Source organism: Rhodococcus sp. 06-1474-1B (assembly GCF_002258885.1).
Classification (GTDB): domain Bacteria; phylum Actinomycetota; class Actinomycetes; order Mycobacteriales; family Mycobacteriaceae; genus Rhodococcoides; species Rhodococcoides fascians.
Genome location: NZ_NOYR01000021.1, coordinates 512,112 through 537,985, shown reverse-complemented (window position 1 = coordinate 537,985; position 25,874 = coordinate 512,112). Strand labels below are relative to the sequence as shown.

The 25,874-nt window shown below is 65.9% G+C and carries 24 protein-coding genes; 11 read left to right on the top strand and 13 right to left on the bottom strand.

Annotated features, from left to right (window positions below):
- Positions 1-21 precede the first annotated feature (21 nt).
- From CH266_RS09585 to CH266_RS09560, 6 genes are read right to left on the bottom strand one after another with little or no spacing between them, the layout of a single operon-like run.
- Positions 22-876: a biotin-dependent carboxyltransferase family protein gene (locus tag CH266_RS09585; RefSeq protein ID WP_094715162.1), complete on the bottom strand. Its 855-nt coding sequence runs from the start codon at positions 874-876 to the stop codon at positions 22-24.
- Positions 873-1,475, bottom strand: coding sequence for a 5-oxoprolinase subunit B family protein (locus CH266_RS09580; RefSeq protein WP_094715161.1), 603 nt, complete (start codon positions 1,473-1,475; stop codon positions 873-875). Before CH266_RS09580 ends, CH266_RS09585 begins: the two co-directional genes overlap by 4 nt.
- Positions 1,475-2,233: a LamB/YcsF family protein gene (locus CH266_RS09575; RefSeq protein ID WP_094715160.1), complete on the bottom strand. Its 759-nt coding sequence runs from the start codon at positions 2,231-2,233 to the stop codon at positions 1,475-1,477. The genes CH266_RS09580 and CH266_RS09575 overlap by 1 nt, the downstream gene beginning before the upstream one ends.
- Before the next feature lie 10 nt (positions 2,234-2,243).
- Entirely contained in the window at positions 2,244-3,122 is an 879-nt protein-coding gene (locus CH266_RS09570) for a metal ABC transporter permease (RefSeq protein ID WP_032364918.1), read from the bottom strand.
- Positions 3,119-3,952 carry a metal ABC transporter ATP-binding protein gene (locus CH266_RS09565; protein WP_027494335.1) on the bottom strand — a complete coding sequence of 278 codons (834 nt, stop codon included), beginning with the start codon at positions 3,950-3,952 and terminating at the stop codon, positions 3,119-3,121. Before CH266_RS09565 ends, CH266_RS09570 begins: the two co-directional genes overlap by 4 nt.
- Before the next feature lie 48 nt (positions 3,953-4,000).
- Positions 4,001-5,023: a metal ABC transporter solute-binding protein, Zn/Mn family gene (locus CH266_RS09560; RefSeq protein ID WP_094622818.1), complete on the bottom strand. Its 1,023-nt coding sequence runs from the start codon at positions 5,021-5,023 to the stop codon at positions 4,001-4,003.
- A gap of 141 nt (positions 5,024-5,164) precedes the next feature.
- Between CH266_RS09560 and CH266_RS09555 the strand changes: the two genes are divergently transcribed.
- Positions 5,165-6,271, top strand: coding sequence for a LacI family DNA-binding transcriptional regulator (locus tag CH266_RS09555; protein WP_032364921.1), 1,107 nt, complete (start codon positions 5,165-5,167; stop codon positions 6,269-6,271).
- 212 nt (positions 6,272-6,483) lie between these two features.
- Here CH266_RS09555 and otsB read toward each other — a convergent pair whose 3' ends face one another.
- Together otsB and CH266_RS09545 are read right to left on the bottom strand one after the other, a co-directional pair.
- A complete protein-coding gene (gene otsB, locus CH266_RS09550) occupies positions 6,484-9,036 on the bottom strand; it encodes a trehalose-phosphatase (protein WP_094715159.1) in 2,553 nt (850 codons plus the stop codon).
- A gap of 59 nt (positions 9,037-9,095) precedes the next feature.
- On the bottom strand, positions 9,096-9,839 hold the full coding sequence (locus tag CH266_RS09545) for a FadR/GntR family transcriptional regulator (protein ID WP_048316564.1): 744 nt from the start codon (positions 9,837-9,839) through the stop codon (positions 9,096-9,098).
- Positions 9,840-9,919: 80 nt separating this feature from the next.
- Between CH266_RS09545 and CH266_RS09540 the strand changes: the two genes are divergently transcribed.
- From CH266_RS09540 to CH266_RS09525, 4 genes are all read left to right on the top strand, one after another.
- Entirely contained in the window at positions 9,920-10,480 is a 561-nt protein-coding gene (locus CH266_RS09540) for a gluconokinase (protein WP_032364969.1), read from the top strand.
- Between the two features lie 259 nt (positions 10,481-10,739).
- Positions 10,740-11,042, top strand: coding sequence for a WhiB family transcriptional regulator (locus CH266_RS09535; RefSeq protein WP_032364923.1), 303 nt, complete (start codon positions 10,740-10,742; stop codon positions 11,040-11,042).
- Between the two features lie 38 nt (positions 11,043-11,080).
- Positions 11,081-11,800 carry a DUF2637 domain-containing protein gene (locus tag CH266_RS09530; protein ID WP_094715158.1) on the top strand — a complete coding sequence of 240 codons (720 nt, stop codon included), beginning with the start codon at positions 11,081-11,083 and terminating at the stop codon, positions 11,798-11,800.
- 22 nt (positions 11,801-11,822) lie between these two features.
- On the top strand, positions 11,823-12,335 hold the full coding sequence (locus CH266_RS09525; protein ID WP_032364925.1) for a DUF427 domain-containing protein: 513 nt from the start codon (positions 11,823-11,825) through the stop codon (positions 12,333-12,335).
- A gap of 4 nt (positions 12,336-12,339) precedes the next feature.
- Here the strand turns inward: CH266_RS09525 and CH266_RS09520 are convergent, their stop codons facing one another.
- The 3 genes from CH266_RS09520 to CH266_RS09510 are packed head-to-tail and all read right to left on the bottom strand — an operon-like array spanning position 12,340 to position 16,294.
- On the bottom strand, positions 12,340-13,389 hold the full coding sequence (locus CH266_RS09520) for a hypothetical protein (protein ID WP_255175875.1): 1,050 nt from the start codon (positions 13,387-13,389) through the stop codon (positions 12,340-12,342).
- A complete protein-coding gene (gene bluB, locus CH266_RS09515) occupies positions 13,386-14,009 on the bottom strand; it encodes a 5,6-dimethylbenzimidazole synthase (RefSeq protein WP_176456706.1) in 624 nt (207 codons plus the stop codon). The genes CH266_RS09520 and bluB overlap by 4 nt, the downstream gene beginning before the upstream one ends.
- A gap of 11 nt (positions 14,010-14,020) precedes the next feature.
- Positions 14,021-16,294: a putative bifunctional diguanylate cyclase/phosphodiesterase gene (locus CH266_RS09510; protein ID WP_094715157.1), complete on the bottom strand. Its 2,274-nt coding sequence runs from the start codon at positions 16,292-16,294 to the stop codon at positions 14,021-14,023.
- A gap of 134 nt (positions 16,295-16,428) precedes the next feature.
- Between CH266_RS09510 and dinB the strand changes: the two genes are divergently transcribed.
- Positions 16,429-17,661 (top strand): DNA polymerase IV, encoded by a 1,233-nt coding sequence (gene dinB / locus CH266_RS09505; protein WP_255175874.1) that lies wholly within the window; start codon positions 16,429-16,431, stop codon positions 17,659-17,661.
- Here dinB and CH266_RS09500 read toward each other — a convergent pair whose 3' ends face one another.
- On the bottom strand, positions 17,662-19,059 hold the full coding sequence (locus CH266_RS09500) for a cytochrome P450 (protein ID WP_094715156.1): 1,398 nt from the start codon (positions 19,057-19,059) through the stop codon (positions 17,662-17,664).
- 95 nt (positions 19,060-19,154) lie between these two features.
- Between CH266_RS09500 and CH266_RS09495 the strand changes: the two genes are divergently transcribed.
- The 3 genes from CH266_RS09495 to CH266_RS09485 all read left to right on the top strand — a co-directional run bounded on the left by CH266_RS09495 (position 19,155) and on the right by CH266_RS09485 (position 20,833).
- Positions 19,155-19,730: a TetR/AcrR family transcriptional regulator gene (locus CH266_RS09495; protein ID WP_094715155.1), complete on the top strand. Its 576-nt coding sequence runs from the start codon at positions 19,155-19,157 to the stop codon at positions 19,728-19,730.
- A gap of 22 nt (positions 19,731-19,752) precedes the next feature.
- Positions 19,753-20,034 (top strand): DUF2277 domain-containing protein, encoded by a 282-nt coding sequence (locus tag CH266_RS09490; protein ID WP_032373673.1) that lies wholly within the window; start codon positions 19,753-19,755, stop codon positions 20,032-20,034.
- A 106-nt stretch (positions 20,035-20,140) separates the two neighbouring features.
- Entirely contained in the window at positions 20,141-20,833 is a 693-nt protein-coding gene (locus CH266_RS09485; RefSeq protein WP_094715154.1) for a hypothetical protein, read from the top strand.
- Between the two features lie 17 nt (positions 20,834-20,850).
- Here the strand turns inward: CH266_RS09485 and CH266_RS09480 are convergent, their stop codons facing one another.
- The gene (locus CH266_RS09480) at positions 20,851-22,014 is read right to left on the bottom strand and encodes a globin domain-containing protein (RefSeq protein ID WP_032386634.1); all 1,164 of its coding nucleotides are present in this window, start codon (positions 22,012-22,014) and stop codon (positions 20,851-20,853) included.
- A 213-nt stretch (positions 22,015-22,227) separates the two neighbouring features.
- Here CH266_RS09480 and clpB point away from each other — a divergent pair, with 213 nt between their 5' ends.
- Both clpB and CH266_RS09470 read left to right on the top strand, forming a co-directional pair.
- The gene (clpB, locus tag CH266_RS09475) at positions 22,228-24,774 is read left to right on the top strand and encodes an ATP-dependent chaperone ClpB (RefSeq protein WP_032400289.1); all 2,547 of its coding nucleotides are present in this window, start codon (positions 22,228-22,230) and stop codon (positions 24,772-24,774) included.
- Positions 24,775-24,877: 103 nt separating this feature from the next.
- Positions 24,878-25,837 carry a DUF5666 domain-containing protein gene (locus tag CH266_RS09470; protein ID WP_094715153.1) on the top strand — a complete coding sequence of 320 codons (960 nt, stop codon included), beginning with the start codon at positions 24,878-24,880 and terminating at the stop codon, positions 25,835-25,837.
- The last annotated feature ends 37 nt before the right edge of the window (positions 25,838-25,874 follow it).

Sequence of the window (25,874 nt, the reverse complement as noted above, 5' to 3'; positions counted from 1 at the left end):
GTGAGGTTGCGCGGGGCCTGATCAACCGGCAGCGCGGAACTGGATCCGCGTTCCCGGGGTCAATTGCGCAGCGGTGGACATATCGTTCGTGGTGACGACGGCGATCACCGGATAGCCGCCCGTGACGGGATGGTCGGCGAGAAACAACACCGGCTGTCCCGATGGCGGTACCTGCAGTGCCCCGAGAACCATTCCCTCGCTGGGCAATTCGTCGTCGACCGCGCGGGTCAAGGGCTGCACGCCGTCGAGCCTGATGCCGACGCGATCCGAATCCTGCGTGACCGTCCATGGCTGCTGCACCAGAACCGATCGGGCATGCTCGGTGAACCAGTCCTCGCGCGGGCCGAACGTGATGTGCAGTGTCTGCTCGAGCGGGTTCGGTACTACGAAATCCGTTGCAGGCCACTGGTCTGTGGCGTCGCCGACCGGGAGCACCGTCCCGGGGGAGAGTCGATCGGGCCCGAGGCCCGACATCGTGTCCGTCGATCTGCTGCCGAGAACCGGAGGGACGTCGATGCCTCCCCGGACGGCGAGGTAGCTGCGCAGACCCGATGAGGGCGGCGACAGAGTCAACTCCTGCCCGGCTCGGACCAAGAGTGTCGAATGCAGTCCCTGCACGGTGCCGTCCACGCGGCAGATCACGTGCGCGCCGGTGACGGCCATGACGGCGTCGAACTCGGCTCGGACCTGCAGGCCACCGAAGGTCACTTCCAGGGTGGCGGCACCGGAGTCGTTGCCCACCAGACGGTTTGCCGCATCGTGTGAACGGAGATCCGCTGCACCGGATCGTCCGACGCCCACCGCCGCGTGGCCACGTCGTCCACGATCCTGGACGGTGCACAGCGGACCCGTCTGCAGGACGGTCAGAGCCTTCATGTCGACTCGAATCGGACGGTGGTGCCGGGTGTGAGCAGTGCCGGTGGAGTGCGCTCACTGTCCCACAGCGTCACGTCGCTGCGGCCGATCAATTGCCATCCCCCGGGTGAGGATCGCGGGTAGATGCCGGAGAACTCGCCGGCCAGACCCACTGCGCCTGCCGGGACGCTGGTGCGCGGTGAATCACGCCGCGGCACGTGCAGTCGGGTGTCGGTGCCGACGAGGTAGCCGAAGCCGGGCGCGAAGCCTCCGAACGCGACCGTCCAGGTCTGTTCCGTATGCGCTGCAACCACTTCGGCGACGGACAGGCCCGTCAGGCGGGCGACGTCGTCGAGATCAGCGCCGTCGTAGGTGACGGGAATCGTGACCGCCTCGGATGCGGCACTGGGGTCGTCGACAGCGGGTTCCAGCGCCGCGACCCACTCGAGTATCGGTGCCGGTGCCCCGTCGAAGATCACCAGCACGGTGCGGGCGGCAGGAACCAGATCGACGACCGCGTCCGGCCGTTGGCGGACCATGGACCGGTGGTACGACATGGTCTCGGGCAGGTCGGCGAACTCGATCAGCAGCGCGTTCTCGCCTGCGGGGAGGAGGCGCATCAGACGAAGGAGGCGATATCGACAGCGTTGGCGCGCAACAGGTCCCGCACGGCATTCGCCATCGCCACCGCGCCGGGGGAGTCGCCGTGCAAGCAGATCGATTCGGCGCGGACTTCGACCGTTGTGCCGTCCACCGCCTCGACCGTACCGTCGGTGATCATCGTCAGTACCCGCTCGGCGACCGCCTCCGGGTCGCTGAGCACGGCTCCCGGTTCCGAGCGCGAGACCAGAGTTCCCTGTGGGGTGTAGGCGCGATCGGCGAAAGCCTCTGCGACCGTGCGTAACCCGACGCGTTCGGCTTCGTCGAGGAATGCCGAACCGGGCAGTCCGAGTACCGGCAGGTGCGGGTCGTACGCGGCGACTGCCTCGGCGACGGCTTTCGCTTGCTCGCGGTGATGCACGATCGCGTTGTACAGCGCCCCGTGCGGTTTGACGTAGGTGACGGCCGAACCGGCCACTCGGGCAAGGCCGTCGAGGGCACCGATCTGGTAGATCACGTCGGCGGTGAGGTCTGCGGGGGCGACGTCGAGAAAGCGTCGACCGAATCCGGCGAGGTCCTGATAGCCGACCTGAGCCCCGATCCGCACGCCCGCGTTCGCAGCAGAGCGGCAGGTGCGCAGCAGAGTGGTCGGATCACCGGCGTGAAAGCCGCACGCGACGTTGGCACTGGACACCACTGCGAGCATCGCGTCGTCGTCGCCCAGAGTCCACGCACCGTAGCTTTCGCCGAGATCGGCGTTGAGATCGATGGCGGTCACCTTGGACAGTCTAGGCGGCGACGAGCCGTCCGGAATTGGCCTTGCGGGTTGCCCCGATGCCGCGGCACACGAGGTAGATGACGAACGAGATGGTCGTGACGAAAGTCGAGACCGGGAGGCCCGGGGCGAGCGAGAGCAAGATGCCACCGACAGCGGCGATCTCGGCGAAGAGGATGGACAGCAGCGTCGCCTTCAGCGGGCTGGCCGTGACCCGCGCGGCGGCCGCGGCCGGGGTGATGAGCAGCGAGAGCACCAGCAGCGCGCCGACGATCTGCACGCCGAGTGCACAGGCAACACCGACGAGTACGGCGAACACGACCGAGAGTGCGCGGACGGGGACGCCGCGGGCCAGGGCCACCTCGGGGTCGGTGCTGGCGAACAACAGCGGGCGGTAGACCACGGTGAGCACGATCAGCACGAGAACGGCGCACACCAGCAGCAGCTGGATTCCGCTCTGCCCGACGCCGACGATCTGGCCGATGAGCAACGAGAAGCTGGTGCCGGTTCGGCCCGGGTACAGCCAGATGAACAGCACCGACAGGCCGAGGCCGAACGACATGATGACGCCGATGACCGAGTCGCGGTCGCGGGCCTTGTTGCCGAGGAGGGCGAACATCACCGCGGCGACGACGGAACCGACGATGGCCCCGAGTCCGACGGTGATGCCGACGAGCAGTGCAGCGGACGCACCGGTGAGGGAGAGTTCACTCGATCCGTGTACCGCGAAGGCCCACTGCCTACTGACGATGAGCGGTCCGAGCGCGCCGGCGAGCAATCCGAGAATGGCAGCGGCGATCAACGCCTGCTGAACGAAGTCGTAGCTCAGCAGATTCGCCGTGGTGTCGAAGTCGAGCATTTTCGAGAATGCGTCGAGAACCTTCTCGTTCATGCCTTGTCTTCTCCGTCGTGCGGTACGGGTGGGTGGTGGGCGCCGGCCGAGCCGAGCGCATCGATCGAGTCGCCGGTTCCGACGACGACGAGCCGACCGCGAACCTTCAACACCTCGACCTCGGTGCCGTACAGCTCCGACAACACCTCGGTGGTCATGACGTCCTCGGGAGTCCCGATCCGGAACCGGCCGTCGACGATGTAGACGACGCGGTCGACGAGCGGAAGGATCGGGTTGATCTCGTGCGTCACGAACAGCACGGCTGTGTCGTGCTCCCGCCGTCGGCGATCGATGAGGCCGGAGACCAAAGATTGGTTGGCGAGGTCGAGGCTCAGCAGGGGCTCGTCGCACAGCAATACCGACGGATCGCCGACGAGTGCCTGGGCGATCCGCAGTCGCTGCTGTTCACCACCGGACATCGAGCCGACCGGTGCGCCGGCGAAAGAATTGGCGTCGACCTGATCGATGGCGCGCTGCACCGTTTCCTTGCGCTGCCGCATGCCGCGCAGTCCCATGCCCCATTTGTGGCCGTCCCAGCCGAGACCGACGAGATCGCGTCCGCGCAGCGGCAGATCGTCGTCGATGTTGCGTTGCTGGGGGACGTACCCCACGCCCGACTGGCCGCGGCGAACGGGACTGCCGCCGATCGACGCGGTGCCGGACGTGAGGTGGTTCTGACCGAGCAGCACCTTGAGCAACGACGTCTTGCCCGACCCGTTGGGGCCGAGGACGGCGACGAACTCGCCCGCCGCGACGGACAGATCCAGGTTCTGCCAGAGGGTGCGGTCGCCGAAAGCCAGTCCGGCATCGCGCAGTTCTACAGCAGGCATGCGTTACAGCTTTCCATCAGCTGCCCACCGATCGGGAGGCGGATCGGCTCACGGGTTGGTGCTGAGCGCGGCCTGCAGGTCCGTCGCGGCCTTGGTCTGCCACTCGATGAACGTCATCCCGGCGGGCAGAGTTTCGGTGACCTCGACGACGGGGATGCCCGCAGCCTCGCTGGTGGTGCGGATGTCCTGTGTGACAGCGTCTTCGGTCTGAGTGTTGTAGACCAGCGCGCGGACGGACTTGGACGTGAACAGATCCCGTGTCGAGGCGATCGATGCGGGCGACGGGTCGTTGCCCTCCTCGATGGCGTCCTTGAAGTCCTCGGGAGTGCGGTCGTCGAGATCGGACTCTTCGAGGAGGTAGTGCGCGATCGGTTCGGTCTGGGCCACCGGTGCGTTCGGGAACTCGGCGGCGATCCGGTCCGTCACGTCGGTGATGGCGTGGATCTGCTCGTGGAACGTCTCGGCGTTGGCGGTGTACTGCGCGGCGTTGTCCGGGTCGAGTTGACCGAGCTTGTCGGCGATCTCCTCGGCGGTGTGCGCTGCGACCTCGGCGTTGTACCAGACGTGTTCGTTGACCTCACCGTGCGAGTGGCCGTCTTCGGTCGCGGGCTCGGTTGCGGGCTCGGTTGCTGCCTCGGACGTCGTCTCGGAGTCGTGATCGTGGTCCGCGTCGAGCAACGTGAAGGCATCGACGGACGGCACGTCCTTGCCCTCGGAGCCGAGGATGTCCTCGATGAACTGGTCGTAGCCACCGCCGTTGTAGACCACCAAGGACGCCTCGGCAACCGCGGCGGCGTCACCGGGGCTCGCCTCGTACGAGTGTGGATCTGCCGACGGGTCGGCGATGATCGACTTCACGGTGGCCAGGTCGCCCGCAACGGCCTCGGCAACGCTGCCCCACACGTTCGTGGACGCGACGATCGTGATCGGACCGTCGACGGGGTTGGCCGGTGCGGACTCGGTGCTCGTCGGCTCGTTGGAGCTGCATGCGGTCAGTGCCAGCGCGGCAGCGCAGGTCAGGCCGATGAGGGCCGAGCTCTTGACCCGAGACGGGCGGTGGAAGGACGACATCGATGTACTCCTGAAGGCAGGGCTTGACGCTAATGGAAACCGTTACCGTTGTACTCTAGCTCTCGGGCGGGCTCGGTATCGAATCGGACGAGCCCAACCTCGATTTTCACTGCAGCGGGGTGTGGGACTAACGTCCCGGTTATGGCCAGGTCAAGCGAGCCCCGACGTCAAGCGACGTTGGCGTCGATCGCAGCCGAGCTGAAGGTATCGCGAACCACCGTCTCGAATGCCTACAACCGACCCGATCAACTCTCGCCCGAACTGCGCGAACGCGTTCTCCAGGCAGCCAAGCGACGCGGTTACGCAGGCCCGGACCCGGTCGCGCGATCGTTGCGCACCCGCAAAGCCGGAGCCATCGGACTCCTGCTCACCGAGGCCCTCAGCTACTCGTTCCGCGACCCCGCCGCCATGAGCTTCCTCGCCGGTCTCGCCGAATCCTGTGAGGCCGCAGGACAAGGACTGCTGCTCATCCCCGCCGGAGCCGAACGCGACGACGTCCAAGCCGCAGCCGTCGTCCAACAAGCAGGAGTCGACGGATTCGTCGTCTACTCCGTCGCCGACGACGACCCCTACCTGGCCGCAGTGCGCGAACGACACCTGCCCATCGTCGTATGCGACCAACCCCGCAACATCCCCGAGGCCGCCCTCGTCGCAATCGACGACCGCGTCGCCATGAAAATGCTTGCCGCACATCTGATCTCGCTGGGACATGAGCATCTTGCAGTGCTGTGCATGCGGCTCGGACGCGACCGCCGCGATGGCGTCGTACCCCCGGGGCGGCTGGCCGACAGTCACTTCCACGTCCAACGTGAACGCATCGCCGGAGTCCAGGCCGCGATGATCGACGCCGGACTGGACCCCGACACCCTCACCGTCGTCGAACGATTCGACCACACCGTGCGCTCCGGCCACTCCGCCGCAGCCCAGGCACTACAGGCCAACCGCGAGACCACCGCACTGCTCTGCACCACCGACGTCATCGCCCTCGGTGCACTCAACTTCGCCAGAGTCTCGGGAATCGATGTGCCGAGCCAACTCTCGGTCACCGGATTCGACGGCATCTCCGACGCCATTCGCGAGAACCTGACCACCGTGCGCCAGGACGCCGAGGAAAAAGGCCGCCGCGCAGGCAAACTGGTGCTCTCGTCCTCGCACTCGGGCATCGTCGCCGCCGAAACCCTCCCGACCGAACTCTTCCGCGGCCGCACCGCAGCACCGCCGCCGGCTCAACCGCCCGCAATTGCCTGACCAGCTGCCCTCGCGCGCTCACTCCAGATTTGCGCCCCATTTGGGATCAATGTGGGTTTCAGTCACTCAGAGTGCAACAAAGCCACATTCATTCAGTGTCTGCTGGAACCCCGTTCGGGATGAATGTGGGTTTCAGTCAGTCTGAGTGCAACAAAGGCGCATTGATCCCAACTGGGGAGGAGTGAACCGGGTGCGCGAGGCGGGGCGGGGGGTCATGCAGGCTGAGCGCTGAGCAATCTCGCGCAGCGCAGCAGACCGAGGTGACTGTAGGCCTGGGGGTGGTTGCCGAGCGATCGCTCGGCAATCGGGTCGTATTCCTCACTGAGCAGTCCGGTCGGTCCGGCGGCGCTGACGAGTTGGGCGAACAGAGCCTCGGCCTCGGCGCGTTGGCCCACCAGCAGGTATGCCTCGACGAGCCATGCTGCGCACAGGTGGAATCCGCCCTCGCCGCCGGGCAGACCGTCGTCGTGGCGGTAGCGGTAGACCGTCGATCCGCTGCGCAGTTCGGCTTCGGTTGCGGTGACGGTGGCTGCGAAACGTGGGTCCGACGGCTCGATCAGTCCGGACAGGCCGATGTACAGCGTCGCGGCGTCGAGGTCGGTGCCGTCGTATGCGGCGGTGAAGGACTGCACCTCGTCGTTCCAGCCGTTGGCGAGCACTTCTTCTCGGATGGTGTCACGAAGCTCGGTCCAGCTCGATTCGGCTGTGCGGCCGAAGGTTTCGGCCAGACCGATGGCGCGGTCGACCGTCGTCCAGCCCATCACCTTCGAGTAGACGTGGTGGCGGGGATTGTCTCGGATTTCCCAGATGCCGTGATCGGGTTCGAACCAGCGTCGCTCGACGGCTTCGACCATCGCGCGGACGAGGTCCCAGTCGTCGTCGGAGAGGCCGTTCTCGGACCCCGCGGCTTTGCGGGCGTGTGCGAGAGCGGACACCAATTCGACTATGGGGCCGAAGACATCGAGCTGAACCTGTTGGTTGGCAGCGTTTCCCACGCGGACCGGACGCGATCCGGCGTAGCCGGGCAGCTCGTCGATGACGGCCTCGGGCGGCAGGCCCAGGCCCCAGATGGTGTAGAGCGGGTGCAGGCGTTCGGGTCCCGACACCGATTCGAGTACCCCGTGAATCCACGAGAGGTAGTTCTCGGCCTCGGCTGTCGATCCGACGTCGACCAGTGCGGTCGCGGTCAATGCTGCGTCGCGCAGCCAGCAGTATCGGTAATCCCAGTTGCGCACTCCACCAATGTCTTCGGGCAGTGACGTGGTGGCGGCGGCCATGATCGAACCGGACTCGGCGTGCACGAGGCCGCGCAAGGTCAGAGCCGATCGCTTCATCAGGTCGCGCTTGAGCGGCGGCAGATTCAGGCCGTCTGCCCAGTCCTTCCAGTACGACTCCGATGCTCGACGCCGTTCGACCTCGGGCCACGGGTGCTCGCTCAGATCGTCTGTGCCGAGCCGCAATTCGATAACGATCGGCCCGTTCGACGGGTCGACCTCGGCGTGGGCGGACTGCTGGGATCCGTCGGAGACGATGTTCCAGGTGACACCGGGGCTGCGTAGGACCATCGGGTCTGCGGTGCCTAGGATGCGCAGTCCGTCGACGTCGGGTTCCAATGACGCCCACGCCTTTCCGAACTCCGGACGCGGCGCGAACGTGACGATGGCCGGTGCCTTGCCGGTGATGACGCGGGTCAGCGCGGTCTGGCCCTGGCCGATGTCGTGCGGCAGGTAGTCGGTGACCTGCAGGCTGGCCCACTTGGTCTGCACGGTCATCGTGCCGTCCACGTACTGCTGGCTCAACGGAAGCGATGCGCGGACGGGTCCGATGCTGAAGTGTCCGGCCTGATCGCCGCCGAGGAGGTGCGCGAACACCGCTGCCGAATCGGGCTCGGGGTGACAGAGCCAGGTGACGTCGGCATCGGGAGTGAGCAGCGCGACGGCGTTGGGGCTGGCCAACATTGTCAGTCGTTCGATGCGCGGGGCGTCGGCTCCGGAAAGCCACTGCCGACGCTCCTCGAGCAGGAACGCCAGTGCCAACGCCACGTGCTCGGTGCTGTCGATACGGAATTCGGCGAGGGTATCGCCCGGTCCGATCTTGACCCCGATGTCGGGTCCGTGCAGGTGGCCGAATGCCTTCTCGTCGGTGACGTCGTCGCCGAAAAAGACTGCAGCAGTAGAGGCTTCCTGATGTCTGAGGATATCGAGGGCGACGCCCTTGTCGGTGATGATGACGGCCAGCTCGATGACGGACTTGCCCTCGGTCACCTGGACGCCGTCGCGTGCGGCAGCACCGGAACGCACGGCGGCCAGGGCTTCTTCGCCCGCGGCAGTCTCGGCGTTGCGCACGTGCAGTGCGACGCTGGCCGGCTTGGTTTCGATACTCACGCCCGGATGGGCGTCGGCGATGGCTTGGAGCTCGCCGGTGATGACGGTGAGGAGCTTCTTGGCGTCGTCGTCGATGGCGTTGACGAACCCGGCGTCGAACTCGCTGCCGTGGCTGCCCACGAGCTGCACCTCGGACGGCAATCGCGAGAGGATCGCGAGATCGCGAAGAGCGCGGCCGGAGATGACCGCAGCGTTGGTGCCGGCGAGGGAGGCGAGCCCGCGCATGGCGCTGACGGACTCGGGGTGCGGGAAGGCCTTCTGCGGGTCGGAGACGATCGGAGCCATGGTTCCGTCGTAATCGGACGCGACGAGCAAACGCGGAGTCCGAGCGACTCCGACGAGTGCGCGGCGAAGTTCGAGCGGCAATTCGAGAGCAGTCACGCGTCGAATCTAGGCGATGAACCTCGTCTCGGCGTACCTGGCTTCGTGCGTCCGGTGCATCACTGCTGGTCGGGAACCAGACCGGGCGACGGCGTCACACCGGAAGCAGCCGACATCGACCTCGCGGATTTGGTGACGATGGCCAACATCGCTCGTTGTGCGGCGTCGGCGTCACCGGACTGGATCGAGGACGCGACCACTCCGTGCAACCGGATGGCCTCGGGGTCTGCTTGCCGCGACATCAAGGCATGGCGGGTGCGTCCGGCGAGTACCTCGACGACGATGTCCGACATCGACCGCAACATGGGATTGCCCGACGCCTCCAGTAGCGTGCGGTGAAAGTTGCAGTCGTGTTCGAGGTAGGCCTCCGAGTCCGCGGACCGCGACGTCGAGGACATTCCGATGACGGCAGCGGTGAGCGCCCCGCAGTGCTCGGGGGTGGCTCGGTGGGCAGCGAGTTTGGCTGCCAAAGGTTCGATACCGGACCGCAGTTCGCTGAGCAGCAGCAGCTGCTCGGCGCGGGCAGGCCCGGCCAGTTGCCAGCGGATGACCACCGGGTCGAGGGAGTTCCAGTTCTTCGAACCCAGCACTGTGATGCCGACGCGTCGCCGAACGGTGAGCAGGCCCAGCGACTCGAGAACACGAACGACTTCGCGCACCACGGTTCGCGATACGGCGAACCGCACGGCGACGTCGTCGGCCGAGATTCGGGTGCCACTCGGGATCGCGCCACTCACGATGTCGCGCCCGAGCTCGTCGAGCACCGAATCGTGGAGTTGGCGAAAATCATTGGTCTCGGTCATGTCCGATCGATCGTCCCACGGGTTGCCCGGTTTCTCGCGTCTGTCCGATCCCGATGCACCGGATGGAGCAGTATCGAGTCATGGCAGCAGAGAAGACAGGCAGAGCGCACCATCCGGTTCTCGTGGTGATGGGGGTATCCGGATCGGGCAAATCAACCGTGGCAGGCATCCTCGCCGGAGCCTTGAAATGGGACCTCCAAGAGGGCGACGACCTGCACCCGGACGCCAACGTCGCGAAGATGGCGTCGGGTCAGCCCCTGACCGACGAGGACCGATGGCCGTGGCTCGACATCATCGCCGAGTGGATCACCGACCACACCAGCACGGGACGATCGGGAATCGTGACGTGCTCGGCACTCAAACGGTCGTATCGGGACGTACTTAGCGCAGGAGCCAGGGACGGGGCGCCGGTGATCTTCGTGCACCTGGCCGGAACCAAGGACCGAATCAGCGGGCGTCTGAATGCACGGATGGACCACTTCATGCCGTCCTCGCTGCTGGACACCCAGATCTCGACACTGGAACCCCTCGGCGACGACGAGAACGCCATCGTCGTCGACATCGGCCCGCCGCCCACCAAAATCGCCGAACACGTCCTCGTCGAACTCGAAAAACGCGCAGGAATGTCCGAAAGCCACTGAGTGCTGCCTGCCTCTGCCCTCTCGCTCCCCACCCGGGTTCGGATCAATGCGGGATTCAGTCGGTCAGAGTGCGGCAATGGGACATTGATCCACACCCGGGGGCCGAAACAGGGCAGAGGTCCGGGGCGGAGTGTCCGGTAAGTGCATATTCCAAGCAAGCGCGCTTGATTTTAAGTACTACGAATGACCGAAAGGACTTGTAAAAGTACGACGAATGCGAGAAGGTGAGCTTGTTCACTTTTCAGTGAGGAGACAGCTCATGGTGCGAGGCGCACCCGCCAGGCCGGTCCAACTTCCCGTTCCCAATGCAGATGTCTGGGACTGGCAACTCGACGGTCTGTGTCGTGGTCTCGACTCGTCCGTGTTCTTCCATCCCGAGGGGGAGCGAGGCCGTGCCCGCGCCACTCGGGAAAAGACCGCCAAGCAGGTCTGCGGCCGATGCCCGGTGCTCGAGCAATGCCGTCAGCACGCACTCGAAGCGAACGAGCCGTACGGCGTGTGGGGCGGAATGTCTGCACACGATCGCGCAGACTTCTACCGCGGAGCCGTTCGTACCGCTTGATCGGAACCTGTCGGTGGGCTCGTGTTTCATGACGACCCATGAACAAGGTCCTGCGTGCGACGCTCGTCAGTGCGGTCGTCATCACCACCGTCATCGGAATCGCGTCGTTCGTGTTGAGTTTCGCCGCACTGTGGGATCTCGCCACGATGGCGGGCGTCCCGCGATCACTGTCGTGGCTGTGGCCCGTGATCGTCGACGGCACCATCCTGCAGGCCACGATCTCCGTCATCGCGCTTGCTCAATTCGAGGAACAACGCAGTGGTCGACGCTTTTTCTGGGGCGTGTTGATCACGGCAGCTCTGGTCAGTATCGGCGCAAATGCTATGCACGCCTTCATTTCCGACGCCGGAACACTGCATCCGGCGCTGTCGGCGGCCATTGCGACGGTCGCCCCGGTCAGTCTGTTGGCCGCGACACACGGACTCGGCATCCTCGTCCGAGTACCGGCCGAACTGCCGAACAATCCAGAGATCCCGGACGACGCCCGAAGCCTCACGCAGGCAGACGACGACACCGTGGCCGCCGACGTGGTGCCGCTGCAGACCGGGATCGAACCGAGACCGGAACCGGCTGAGCCCGCGTCTGCTGTGTCATCCACCCCGGTACCGGCCGCACCCGTCGAGGACGTTCGTCGCGATTCGCCGGCGCGCGATATTCCGTTCACGTCCGTGCGCACGGTCGAACCATTGGACGACGTCGATCGCTGGATTCTCGACGAGGAACGGGTGGACGATCTCTATCCCGTCGACGCTCCGTGACATCCGGTGGCACCATCGAGTGATGAGCCAGAATCTGCCGAGATCCGTAGTTCCCGAGAAGCCGAAGCCGGGTCAGGAGTCGGTGTGGGATTACCCCCGTCCACCGAAGCTCGAGTCCTCCAACCGTTCGCTGGTCGTCCGGCTCGGCGGCGAGGTGGTCGCGCGCACCACCGCCGCGTACCGAGTGCTCGAAACCAGCCATCCGCCCACCTGGTACATCTCTCCCGCAGACGTGGTTCCGGGTGCGTTGACGCCGTCCGAGGCCCGTTCGACGCACTGCGAATGGAAGGGCGCGGCGACGTACTGGGACGTGCACGGCGGAGATGCCGTCGCCCCGGCCGCGGGGTGGAGCTACGAGAACCCGACACCGCGGTTCGCCGAGATCGCCGGCTACCTCGCGTTCTCACCCAGCCGACTCGACTGCGAAATCGACGGCGAGGCGGTCCGGCCGCAAGAAGGCGGTTTCTACGAGGGCTGGATCACCGACGACGTGGTCGGCCCGTTCAAGGGCATCCCAGGCTCCTACGGCTGGTGATCACTCACCCCGCGGGTAGCTCGGCGCGGGGGATGATCTGAATCGAACTCGTTGCGCCGGGGTCGCTGCCGGTCACCAGAACGTCCCCGGTGCGCGGGTCCACGGCAACGGAGTTGGCCTGTGTCACGGTCGGGACGTCGCCCAGGATTCGCGGTGCGGAGACGTCCGAAACATCGACCACGCGCAACAGATTCGACGCGGTCAACGTCACGAACAGCAGTGCCCGGTCGCGGTCGACGGCAAGTCCGTACGGATTTCCCGGGGCCTCGATCGACGCGGTCTGGCGAATACTCCCCGCAGCGTCGACCGAGGCGAGAAGAACGGCACCGCCGTCGGTATCGGCGAACCCGGCCGTTGTCTCGTTCACCGTCACGGCGTGGGTCAGCTTGACGCCGATCGGGGCCTGCGCCACCTCCCGCTGGGTCGCGCCGTCGTAGACCCACACACCGTTGCCCTGCACGTCTGCGACGGCGGCGTACGGGCCGAGAGCGGCAGCGCCACCGGGCTGGACCGGGCCCGGCGGTAGCTCCGACAAGACCGATCCCTCGCGCAGGAAGATCACCCCGCCGCCCATCTCGTTGGTGGCCACGATCGTGCCGCCGGAGGTGAGCACCGCGTCGTGCGGTTGGCGTCCGACACCCGTGGCCGTGGACAGGATCGCGCCGTCGTTCAGCGCCACTTCGAGTAGTTCGTCACTGCCTTCGAGCGGGGCCAGGACCGGGCCGTCGGGACCTGCCAGCGAAAGATGCCGGGGTGCGCCCGTCGTCTGGACCATCTGCCGGACGGCGCCCGTCGCCGCGTCGAACAGCACCACGCCGTCAGGCTCGCGTACTCCGGCGGCGGCGATGCCCGACGTCCCCACGACGATGCCCTCGGGAGCCCCCGGGAGCGGAACGACAGTTCCGACGGGATCGGCAGAATCGGGTGCCTGGGCGGGTTCGGCTGCCGGAGTTGTTGCCGGCGTGGTTGCGGGCGAGGGGGATTCGTCAGGGGAAGAAGAGCACCCCACGAGCAGGAGGCACATGACCGTCGCCACGGCGAGAGCGGTTTTCACGATCGGCGGTACTGCTCGAAGTGCAGGGCATCGTCCAGTGGACGCCCCGTGCGCCAGCCGAATCGCTCGAGATCCGGTACCTCCTGGAACGACTCGACCGGGCCCACACACAACCATGCGATCGGACGCACCGGGGCGGGGATGTCGAGCAGTTCGGTGAGGTACGCCTCGTCGTAGAACGACACCCAGCCGACCCCGACGTTCTCGGCTATCGCTGCGAGCCAGAGGTTTTCGATGGCCAGTACTGCCGAGAACAATCCGGTGTCGTCGACGGTGTCGCGGCCGAGGACGTGCGGGCCTCCCCGGTTCGGGTCGTACGTGACCACCACTCCGGTGCCGCTGGTCTCGATCCCTTCGATACGGATGGGATCGAACGTCTGTCGGCGCTCGGGGTCGAGCTTGTCCGCGAAGTCCTGTCGGCAGTCGGCGACGTGTGCGGCGAAGGCGCTCAACGTGTCGGGTTTGCGGACCACCACGAAATCCCAGGGCTGGGTGTTGCCGACGCTCGGTGCCTGATGCGCTGCGCCGAGGATCCGGCGCAAGGTGTCGTCGTCGACGACGGTTCCGTCGAACTCGGCTCGCACGTCGCGGCGAGATCGAATGGCTGCGTATACCGACAGTGTGGCTTCGGTCATGATATCCGTTCTCCGATAACAGTTTTCAGGTTCTCGTTCAGTTCGTCGACGAGGGCGGGCAGGTGCTCGCCGGGGGTGGGGCGGCCCAGATGGAAGCCCTGCGCCCGTCCGCATCGCAGCTCACGCAACACCGATACCGTCCTTTCGTCCTCCACGCCCTCTGCGGTCACCGACAGCCCCAGTGTGCGCGCCAGTTCGATGGTCGAGCGAACGATGGCGGCGTGAGTGGCGTTGTGCGACATTCCGCTGACGAACGTTCGATCTATCTTGAGTTCCTGGACCGGGAGGCGCTCGATGTAGGCCAGAGAACTGTAGCCCGTGCCGTAATCGTCGATGGCGACCTGCACTCCCATGGCGTGCAGACCGGCCAGCACCTCGGTGGCACCGGCGGGGTCGGTCATCGCGGAGCTCTCGGTCACCTCCAAGGTCAACTGCTCAGCAGGACAATCGAACTCGGACAGGACTCGGGACACGTGGAATATCAGGCTGTCGTCGAACAGGTTTCGGGTGGAGATGTTGACGGCCATGCGCAGGTGCAGGCCCGATGCCGCCCATCGCTGTCGTTCCGCCAGGGCTTGCTCGAGGACGTAGCGGGTCAGTGGGCGGATCAGTCCGGTGTGCTCGGCCGTGGGCAGAAATGCGCTGGGAGAGAGAATGTCTCCGCTCGGGTGGTGCCAACGCAGCAGGGCTTCGACCCCCACCACGGTCATCGAGTCCAGGTCGACCTGGGGCTGATAGCGCAGTCTCAGTTGATCCGACGCGAGGGCGGCGGTGAGCTCGCCCAGCATGATCAACTGCTCGCTCTTGTCCCGGTCCATGGACCGGTCGTAGTACGCGACGCGCGATTGCACGGTCTTCGCGGCCTGCACGGCGAGGTCGGCGCGCTGCACCAGACGGTCGGGTGTGGCGTCGTCCTCGGCGACGCGCGCCGGGGCGTTCGTCGCCACCCCCACGCTCGCTTCGATGAGCAACGACATGTTGCCCACCTCGAACGGCGTCGAGAATTGTTCCAGTATGTCGCGGGCGAGGGCTGCGGGATCCATCGAATCCGACTCACCGCACAGCGCGAATTCGTCACCGGCCAAGCGTGCCAACAGGATCGCGTCGTCGCCTACCGTGCGCAGTCGAGTGGCGACGGCGGCCAGCACCTGATCTCCGAGGCCCCGTCCGAACGTGTCGTTGATTTCGGTGAAGCGGTCGATGTCGACCGTCAGCAACGTCGATTCACCGGCGTTGCCGTAGATCCGGTGTTCGAGAGCGCGCAGATTGGCCAGCCCGGTGAGGTGGTCGGTGTCGGCGACGGCACGGAGCTGAACGGTCTGGGTGTGCAGCAGCCGCAGCAGGTCGGTGATGCGCAAGATCACCAGGACCACCAGAATGCCCGCGCACAGCATGACCGCCCATCCCCATTGTGCGATCGGCTTCTCGCGCACGACTTCGACGACCATCACGGCGGGGGCAGTGAGCGTGGCGGCGGTCAGCACGACGACGGACGGTGTGGTGAACGACGCCATCAGGTGGGCGTCGGATTCGATGGTGGGGCTGGTGATTCTCCGCATCGACGGGTGGAGTGCGGCGACGCCGACGAGGACGTAGGACAGAGTCCATCCCGCGTCGAGCAGCGAGCGGTCGGCCGAGGAATCGGACACGATGGAGAAGTTGTTCACGGTGTCGGTGACGACGAGCAGGACCACCGCCGCGGTGAGCAGTCGGTAGGACAGTGCCCGCCACTGACGAGAGCCGACGAAGTGGGCGAGCAATCCGAGCAGAAAGATGTCCATCGCGGGATAGGCGACGTCGACCAGCCCGGCGACGCCGGAGATACCGTCCCCGTCCAGCGATGGTTGGACCGCAAAAACCCAGGTGAGCAGTGCGAATGCGACCATCACGATAGCGCTGTTGGCGATGTGGCCGCGTTCGCTCGCCCTCCACTTGTGCCGGACCAGCAGAAACAGTCCGAAACCGTAGATAGGGTAGCCGACGAGGTAGAGCGCGTCGGCGAGCGACGGATAGGGCACGACGCCCCCGCCGGCGTGAAGCCACTCGTAGACGATGTCGCCGAGCACCCACACCGCGGTGCCCGCGGCGATACTCCACCAGGCGGTTCGGTTGCGCGGACGGTTCAGCCTGGTTCCCACGATCGTGGCGGCGACGGCGGACGCCCCGACCACGACGAAGATCGATTGCGACCAGACGGAGTCGGGCACCGCGAAGTAGGCGATGCAGCCGAGTACGCCGAGTGCTCCGTACCACCGCCACCAGGCCGTCACAGTTGTCTCCAGCCGTTCGCGTGATCCGACGACTCAACAATGGCACATCAGGTGACCTGGGTCACTTTCTCGGGGTGTTTTTCGGGCTCGATGCAGGTAACGGGGATGTCGGTGCCTCGTGGGAGCATGAAAACGTGGAGTCGAGCGCCGGGAAGGCGAAGAGCGGGGAAGCGAGCATCATGCATGCCGATCTCGACTCCTTCTATGCCTCGGTGGAGCAGCGAGACGACCCGCGGCTGCGGGGAAAACCGGTGATCGTCGGCGGGGGAGTGGTACTCGCGGCCAGCTACGAGGCCAAGGCCTTCGGGGTACGCACCGCAATGAGTGGTGGCCAGGCGCGGGCGGTCTGTCCGCAGGCGATCGTGGTGCCTCCGCGGATGGAGGCGTACTCCCAGGCGAGCAAGGACGTGTTCGACGTTTTTCACGACACGACGCCGCTCGTCGAGGGAATCTCCATCGACGAGGCCTTTCTCGACGTCGGAGGCCTGCGCAAGATAGCGGGCAGCGCACTCGACATCGGGCAGCAACTTCGCCGCGACGTCGCCGAACAGGTCGGGCTCCCGATCACCGTCGGGATTGCCACCACCAAGTTCCTGGCGAAGGTGGCCAGTGCGTTCGCCAAGCCCGACGGGCTGCTGTTGGTGCCGCCCGGTGGTGAACTCGAGTTCCTGCACCCGCTGAACATCGAAAGGCTGTGGGGCGTCGGCAAGGTCACCGCCGAGAAGCTGCACGTACTCGACATCAGGACCGTGGGAGACATCGCGGCCTACGGCGAGAGATCGCTGGCCTCGGTGTTGGGAAAGGGCGCAGGAGCGCACCTGTACGCACTGGCCATGGGACGAGATCCGCGCCGCGTGCAGCCCGGAAAGTCGCGCAGTTCCATCGGTGCCCAGCGGGCCCTGGGCCGCGGGCGGCACGACGCGGCCGAGGTGGAGGCGTCGTTGATCGGCCTCGTCGATCGCGTCACGCACCGAATGCGGGGCGCGCAGCGGACCGGCCGAACCGTGATGTTGCGCTTGCGGTTTGCCGATTTCACCCGGGCCACCCGATCGCACACCCTCGATCGCGCCACCGCCGACACCCGGGACATCCTCGATGCCGCACTCGAGCTGCTGCACGAGGCGGCTCCGCTGATCGCGGAGAAGGGCATCACTCTGGTCGGGGTGACGGTCTCGAGCATCGACAGGGGCGGAGCCGAGCAACTGGAACTGCAGTTCGACGCCCCCTCGGTACGCAGACCACCCGAGGCGTCGGCACTCGACCGTGCGTTGGACGGGGTGCACAAGAAGTTCGGGTCGACGTCGCTGACGCGCGGGGTACTGCTCGGACGAGACCCGGGGGTATCGGTACCGCTGCTGCCGGACTGACTACGTGCGCACCGTCGGCTGCACCCGAAAGCCCTCGGGCATCATGGTCAGCCGCTCCGTGACCTTCAGTCGATACGACGGGTCGGCCTGCAGATCGAAGCGTTGCAGCACGGTTCCGAGTACCAGTACGGCCTCATGGATGGCGAATTGCCTTCCGATGCACGCTCTTTCGCCCGTCCCGAAGGGCTTGTACACGTGCGCCGGCCGAGCTTTGATGCGGGCGGGCAGAAAGTTGTCGGGGTCGAATTTCTCCGGCCGATCGCCCCACACCGGATCTCGATGCAGGGCCGTCGCGAGCACGATCGCCCAGTCTCCTGCCGCCATGGGGTAGCCGTCGCCGATGACGGTGTCGGCTCGTGCGCCGCGTCCGAACGCGGGAACCGTCGGCCACAGGCGCAGTGATTCGTCCAGGACTCGGCGAACGTACCGGAGTTTGGGGACCTGGCCGAACTCCGGTTTGTCGGTGCCCCAGATCTCGTCCACCTCGGCCCGGGCACGTTCGAAGACCTCGGGGTGGGTTGCCAGGAAGTACAGCGCGAAAGACAATGCACCAGAGGTGGTCTCGTGCCCGGCGATCAAGAACGTCAGAATCTGGTGGCCGATGTTGGCTTCGCTCAATGCATTCGGGTTGTCGGCCTCGCGCGCCGCGTCCATCATGATCTGCAGTAGGTCGGTGAAGTCCCCGTCGGACTGTCGACGAGTACGTACGACGTCGGTGAGTACCTCGACCAGGTACTTCTTGTTCTGCTCGTATCGGCGGTCCGATCGGGCGAACAGCGGCGCGGCGAACGCCGGGATCGATACCAACGCCCGCCGTTGGTTGTACGTCAGTGCGCCGACCATCGCGGACACGAACGGGTGTGGTTCGGCGCGGGTGAACGAGCCGAAGCTGTAGCTGAATCCGGTGCGTCCGATGGTCTCGAGTGTCAGCTTCGTCATGTCCGAGGACACGTCGGTCGTCGACGCGTCGCGTGAACGCTCGGTCCAGTGCTCGATCAGATCGTCCGCGACGTTCACCATGATGTCGTGGTAGCCCCGCATGGCTCCAGCGGTGAACGCCGGCCGCAGCAGATCGTGGGCCCGTTGCCAATTGGGCTCGTGGTTGTAGGCGGTGAACAGGCCGTCGGCACCGATGTCGCGTAGGCGTTCGACGCCCGGCGGCAGGAACTTCTCGAAGCGGTGTTCGTCGCACAGATCGCCGACTACGTCTGCACCCGAGGCGAAGACGAAGCGTTTGCCGAGAATGTGGCGCTCGAACATCGGTCCGAGCCGGGCGGCCAGAGCGGTCGAATCCTGGATCGGCGAGCGCGGGTCGACGCCGATGACGTCGCCCAGTATCGGCAATCGATACGGCGGATGCGGTAGTACGCCGTCTCGTAGTGCAAATCCCGTCGACATGGCCGCTCCTCAGTCCCCGAACCGACTCGTTGAACCGGTGTCAAATAGTGACCGTACTCACCGTTGAACTCGTGTCAAGTAAGGTTCGAAACCCCATGACCACACCTCGAAAACGCATGACACCGGAGCAGCGGCGTGCGCAGCTGGTCGAGATCGGGTCGACCCTGTTCGCCGAACGTCCCTACGAGGACGTGTGGATCGAGGAAGTGGCAGACCTGGCCGGGGTCTCGCGGGGTCTGATGTACCACTACTTCCCGTCCAAACGGGAGTTCTTCGTCGAGATCGTGCGCACCGAATCCGAGCGCAACCTCGCCGTCACCGCCCCGGACCCCTCGTTGCCGGTCCTCGAGCAGATAGCCGCCGGACTCGACGCCTACATCGCCTACACCGACGAGCATGCGCACGGCGTCCGAGCGGTCAATCGAGGCGCGCTGCTCGGAGACGACCGCATCAACGCAATTCTGACGCGCGAGTTCGACATCCAGCAGCAACGCATTCTCGACGCGCTGCCGGACGAGTTCCACGACGACGAGATGATCCGGGCCGCGCTCCGCGGGTGGGTGGCATTCGTCCGCGCGGTCTGTCACGACTGGGTGGAGCGCAGGACTCTGAAGAGGGAACAGGTTCGCGAGCTGTGTCTGAAGGCGATCGCAGGTCTTCTCGAGGTGTGACCTGCGGGTCTATCGTCGGGGAATGTGCCGAAACATCACCACCCTGCGGGGCTTGGAACCACACGCCACCGACGACGAGATCGAGGCTGCGGCGCGTCAGTACGTCCGCAAGATCAGCGGAGTGCAGAAGACGTCCGACGCCACCCGTGACGCGTTCGAGACGGCAGTCGCCGAGGTGACGGCCACGACGCATCGGCTGCTCGACGCCCTGCCGGACCGGCGGCAGCCACCTCCGACGGTGCCTCCGCTCAGGCGTCCGGAAGTGCAGGCGCGGATTGCCGCCAAGGCGGCTGCCGGGGCCTGACGCGCGCTAGCAGACCACTGCATCGAATGGATGGTTTTCCGCAGAATCGGACGCGCGATCGGGGTCGAGGGTGGCAAACTGGTCGAGTCAGGCGAAGGGGGTGACGATGACCGATCGACGACGACGACGCACGTTCGATTCCCGAGACGGTGACGCCGAGGTCGCCGAGCCGCTGCTGCGAGCGGTGTTGTCCTACGCGCCCCGCGACGAGTCCCCGATGCCCCATCCTTCCGAGGGCATCACCTTGCGGGCCGAGAACGGATCCGGTTCGATCCGCCTGGAATTGGCCATCGCCGACGATCTCGGGGTAGGCGTACCGGGACCGTTCGGATCCAGATTCTACGAATGTGGATCGTTCGAAGTAGTTGTGCCGCAACGAGACCCACGCGAGGGTGCGTTGTTGATGATTCACCTGCTCGAAGCCAAGGCTCCGCATCGATTCGAGTTCACCGCATCCATGCCTGCGTGCTGGGCGTTACGGCTCGAGCGAGACGGTTCCGTATCGGTGCTCGACAGCACCGGCGACGCAGTGATATTCATCGGCCGCCCTTGGGCTTTCGACTCCGACCTGCACCCGGTGCACGTGTACTACACCATCGAGAACGGCCTACTGGTGCAGAATGTCGGAGCTACGTCCGACACCGGATACCCCATTCTCGTCGACCCCGATCCCGAGGCGATCATCACCGGAGACGGCAGGCTCGTCACCGAGAGCTGGACACCGCGGCTGGTCGTCGGAGGCATCGTCGAGGACCTCCCGCCGCGGTCGATCTCCGGCCGAAAGATCGTTCCCGGCTGAAAAGTGTTGTAGCGCAATCAGAACGGATCGTGCTGAATGTGCTCCATCGGCGTACCGACCTTGCGCAGTGCGTACAGCGTGGTGCGCACCATCGACGGCGATCCACAGATCTGAATCTGCCGATCGGCCCACGAGCCGAACCGGGTCACCACCTTGCCCACCGGGCCGTGCAGCCGATGATGCATGCCCCACGGGAGTTCGCGCGTCGGACCCGAATGCCACCACGGATCCTCTAGCTCCTCGGTCACCGGCACCACCGTCAGCCACGGATTCGACAACGACAGCTGCCACAGTGTGTCGAGGTCGTAGAGGTCGCACGGATACGTCCCACTGACGAACAGATGCACCCGCGGATTGGTGCTGCGCTGGGCCATCTCCATCACCTGCGCGCGCAACGGTGCTAAACCGGTGCCCCCGGCGATCATCAACACGTCCTCGCCGATCGTGCGATCGACGTGCATGCCGCCCAGCGGCGGGCTGATCAGCCAACGGTCGCCGACAGTCGTTTCGGTGACCATCGCCGGTGATACCCAGCCCCCGGATACGCGTCGAACATGGAACTCGATCTCGCCGTAGGGGTTGCTGGGAATGGCAGGGGACAGGTAGCGCCACAGTTTGGGCCGCTGCGGAATCTGCACACTGACGTACTGGCCGGGGAAGTAGGGGATCTCCCCGTCGGTCTTCAGTCGCACCACGGCCAGGTCGTCGAGCAAACGGTGATGTTCGACGACCGTCGCGCTCCAATACGGGGGCAGTTCGTCGTTGTCGGCGGCGGCGGCCATTGCGTTGCTCACCACGGTGAGGGCGTCTCGCCAGGCGGTCTCGACCTCGTCGGTCCACATCTCGGTGCCGGCGAAGCTCCGGAAGGCGCTGATCAGCGCCGAACTCCCCGCCCGGAAATGTGCCCCGGAAATTCCGTGCTTGCGGTGGTCCCGGCCCAGCTGTTCGAGGAACGGCTCGACGCGGTCGGCGTCGTCCAGATTGTCGAAGATGTACCCCAGTGCCAGGACGAAATGCTCGCGCAATGCGTCCATCGACGCCGGGAACAGGGAACGGAAGTCGGGATACTCGGCGAAAAGGTGAGCGTAGAACGACCGGGACAGCTGTTCGGGACCGTTCGGTGCAGCCGCTACCGACTTGAATCCGGTGCGGACCAGGGAGACCGTGCGTGCGTCGAGCAACCTCCACCCCCACCGATTGACACCTTCGACCGTCACCAAAGTAGACCGATCGAGACTTTCGCGCATCAGGGCTGCGCCCTCGTGCGCGTCTTGCGTCCCTCCAGGTACGCAAAACGCGCACGAGAAAAATCAAGGTTGAGCGGAACAGACTCAACTTGTCTATGGTTGTACCCAGCGACACGCTCGAACCCCACACTGGAAAGAAGGTGACCGGTGGACAGTTTCACTCCCACCACGAAGTCGCAGGCAGCACTTTCCGCTGCACTGCAGGCCGCATCCGCGGCCGGTAATCCGGATATTCGTCCGGCACATTTGTTGGTGGCGTTGCTCGATCAGACCGACGGCATCGCCACACCATTGCTGAAGGCCGTCGGCGTCGACCCCGCAACGGTGCGTCGAGAAGCGCAGAACCTCGTCGACCGCCTGCCCTCGGCATCCGGTTCGACCACCACTCCGCAACTCGGCCGTGAAACCCTCGCCGCGATCACCGCAGCGCAGCACCTGGCCACCGAACTGGACGACGAGTTCGTCTCCACCGAACACCTCATGGTGGGTCTCGCGACCGGAAACGACGACGTCGCCAAGCTCCTCTCCGGCCATGGTGCCGGAGCCAACGAGCTGCGCGACGCGTTCCAGGCGGTCCGCGGCAGTGCCCGCGTCACCAGCGCGGATCCGGAGAACACCTACCAGGCGCTGGAGAAGTACAGCACCGACCTGACGGCGCTCGCCCGAGAAGGCAAGCTCGATCCCGTCATCGGCCGCGACACCGAAATCAGGCGTGTCGTCCAGGTGCTGTCCCGGCGAACCAAGAACAACCCCGTTCTGATCGGTGAACCCGGTGTCGGCAAGACCGCCATCGTCGAAGGACTCGCACAACGCGTCATCGCCGGCGACGTACCCGAAAGCCTGCGAGGCAAGACCGTTGTATCCCTCGATCTCGGTTCGATGGTCGCCGGCGCGAAGTTCCGCGGTGAGTTCGAGGAGCGGCTCAAGGCCGTGCTCGACGACATCAAGAACTCCGCCGGTCAGGTCATCACGTTCATCGACGAGCTGCACACCATCGTGGGCGCAGGAGCCACCGGCGACTCGGCGATGGACGCGGGCAACATGATCAAGCCGATGCTTGCTCGCGGCGAGCTCCGACTCGTCGGCGCGACCACCCTCGAGGAGTACCGCAAGTACATCGAGAAGGACGCCGCCCTCGAACGCCGCTTCCAGCAGGTCTACGTCGGTGAGCCGTCGGTCGAAGACACCGTCGGCATCCTGCGCGGACTCAAGGAACGCTACGAGGTGCACCACGGCGTCCGAATCACGGACTCCGCCCTGGTGGCCGCCGCGACCCTCAGCGACCGGTACATCACGGCCCGGTTCCTGCCGGACAAGGCGATCGACCTCGTCGACGAGGCTGCATCGCGTCTGCGCATGGAGATCGACTCGCGCCCCGTCGAGATCGACGAGGTGGAGCGAGCCGTCCGTCGCCTCGAGATCGAGGAGATGGCCCTGGCCAAGGAGACCGACGACGCGTCGAAGGCCCGGCTGGACAAGCTGCGTCAGGAACTCGCCGACCTGCGGGAGAAGCTGGCCGAGCTCAGCACGCGGTGGCAGAACGAGAAGAACGCCATCGACTCGGTGCGGGTGCTCAAGGAAGAACTCGAGAACCTGCGCGGAGAATCCGATCGTGCCGAACGCGACGGTGATCTCGGCAAGGCCGCCGAACTGCGGTACGGCCGGATCCCGACCCTGGAGAAGGAACTCGCGGCCAAGACCGAGGACTCACCTGCCCAGGGCGACGTGATGCTCAAGGAGGAGGTAGGCCCGGACGACGTCGCCGACGTGGTGGCGGCGTGGACCGGAATTCCGGCCGGCCGAATGCTGGAAGGCGAGACCGCCAAACTGCTGCGGATGGAAGACGAACTCGGCAAGCGAGTCGTCGGACAGAAAGATGCAGTGCAAGCGGTGTCCGACGCCGTCCGACGGGCCCGTGCCGGGGTGGCCGACCCGAACCGTCCGACGGGCTCGTTCCTGTTCCTCGGACCCACCGGCGTCGGTAAGACCGAGCTCGCGAAAGCGTTGGCGGAGTTCCTCTTCGACGACGAACGCGCGATGGTGCGCATCGACATGAGTGAGTACAGCGAGAAGCACGCCGTCGCCAGGCTCGTCGGTGCCCCTCCGGGCTACGTCGGCTACGAGGCCGGCGGCCAGCTGACCGAGGCGGTACGCAGGCGTCCGTACACGGTGGTGCTCTTCGACGAGGTGGAGAAGGCACACCCGGATGTGTTCGACATCCTGCTGGCCGTGCTCGACGAGGGCAGGCTCACCGACGGTCAGGGCCGCACGGTCGACTTCCGCAACACGATCCTGATCCTCACCTCGAACCTCGGTGCCGGCGGCACCAAAGACGAGGTGATGGACGCGGTGCGGCGCTCGTTCAAGCCCGAGTTCGTCAACCGGCTCGACGACGTCGTCGTGTTCGACGCACTGTCGGAGGACCAGCTCGAGTCGATCGTCGACATCCAGCTCGGCTTCCTCGCGAACCGTCTGGCAGCTCGTCGACTGACTCTCGACGTGTCGTCGCCGGCCAAGATGTGGCTGGCCGTACGCGGTTACGACCCGCTGTACGGTGCTCGACCGCTTCGCCGACTGATTCAGCAGGCGATCGGCGACCAGCTGGCGAAGCTCCTCCTCGCCGGTGACGTGCACGACGGCGACGTGGTGCCCGTCAACGTCAGCCCCGACGGCGAACGGCTCATCCTGGGCTAACGCCCGAGCCGGCAACCAGCCCGAGCAGGCCCGCACGAACGTCTCGTGCGGGCCTGCTGTCGGTTGCCACTGTCGACGTTCTCGGCGTGGGTACCCTCGTGGAATGACAAATCCGGACGACCCGCGAGCACCTCGAGATCGCGATCAGGACGCGGCGCAGCAGCCGGAGTCATCCCAGCCGACCCAGGACTACGGGCACCCAGGCACCCAGCAGTATCCGGACGCACAGCAGTATCCGGATGCCCAGCAGTATCCGGATGCCCAGCAGTATCCGGATGCCCAGCAGTATCCGGGCGCTCAGCCGACGGAGGCGTATCCGACCCAGGCCTACGGCAATCCGGACCCGCAGGCGTACCCACCGGGCTACCAGCCGACGCAGGCGTTCCCGCCCTTCGACCCGGCGCAGCAGGCGGCCGCGAACCAGGCCTACGGACAGGCCCCGGGATACGACACCCAGCAATACGGTCACACCCAGCAGTACGGCCACACCCAGCAGTTCGGGCAACCACAGCAGTTCGGGGGCACCCAGCAGTTCGGGGGTGCGCCGCCGCCGCAGGAGCCGAACAGCGTCGATTCCGGCAGTAAGGGGCCCCGTCCGTGGGTTCTGGCGCTGATCGGGCTCGTTGTGCTCGTCATCGTCGTTTCGTTCGGGATTGCGTTTCTGAGCGGAGGGCGCGACGAACCGGGCACCACCGCCGCGGCACCGTCCACCTCCATCCGGCCCTCGCCGTCCAGCGCGCCCACGACGACGCCGCGGCCCACGGAATCGGGTGCGACAACCACACCCGAGCTCATCCCGGGCGGCATTCCCGAGATCCTCGGCCAGCTCGGCTCGTCGGTGGGAACGATCAACGCCAACGACGGTTCGACTCTGACGCTCGACGGCCTCGACGGCGCTCCGGTCACAGTGCAGACCACACCGCAGACCCAGATAATCTCGTTGTCCGGTCGCGATCTCGCGTCGTTGGCCGTCGGTGCTTTCGTCGTGGTGCAGGGCGAGGCCGTCGAGAACGGAATCATCCGTGCGAACGTCATCATCGAGACCCCCAAGCTCGGAGGGTGACGGCGGGAGTGGAGCCTGCGGAATGACGCTCATATCC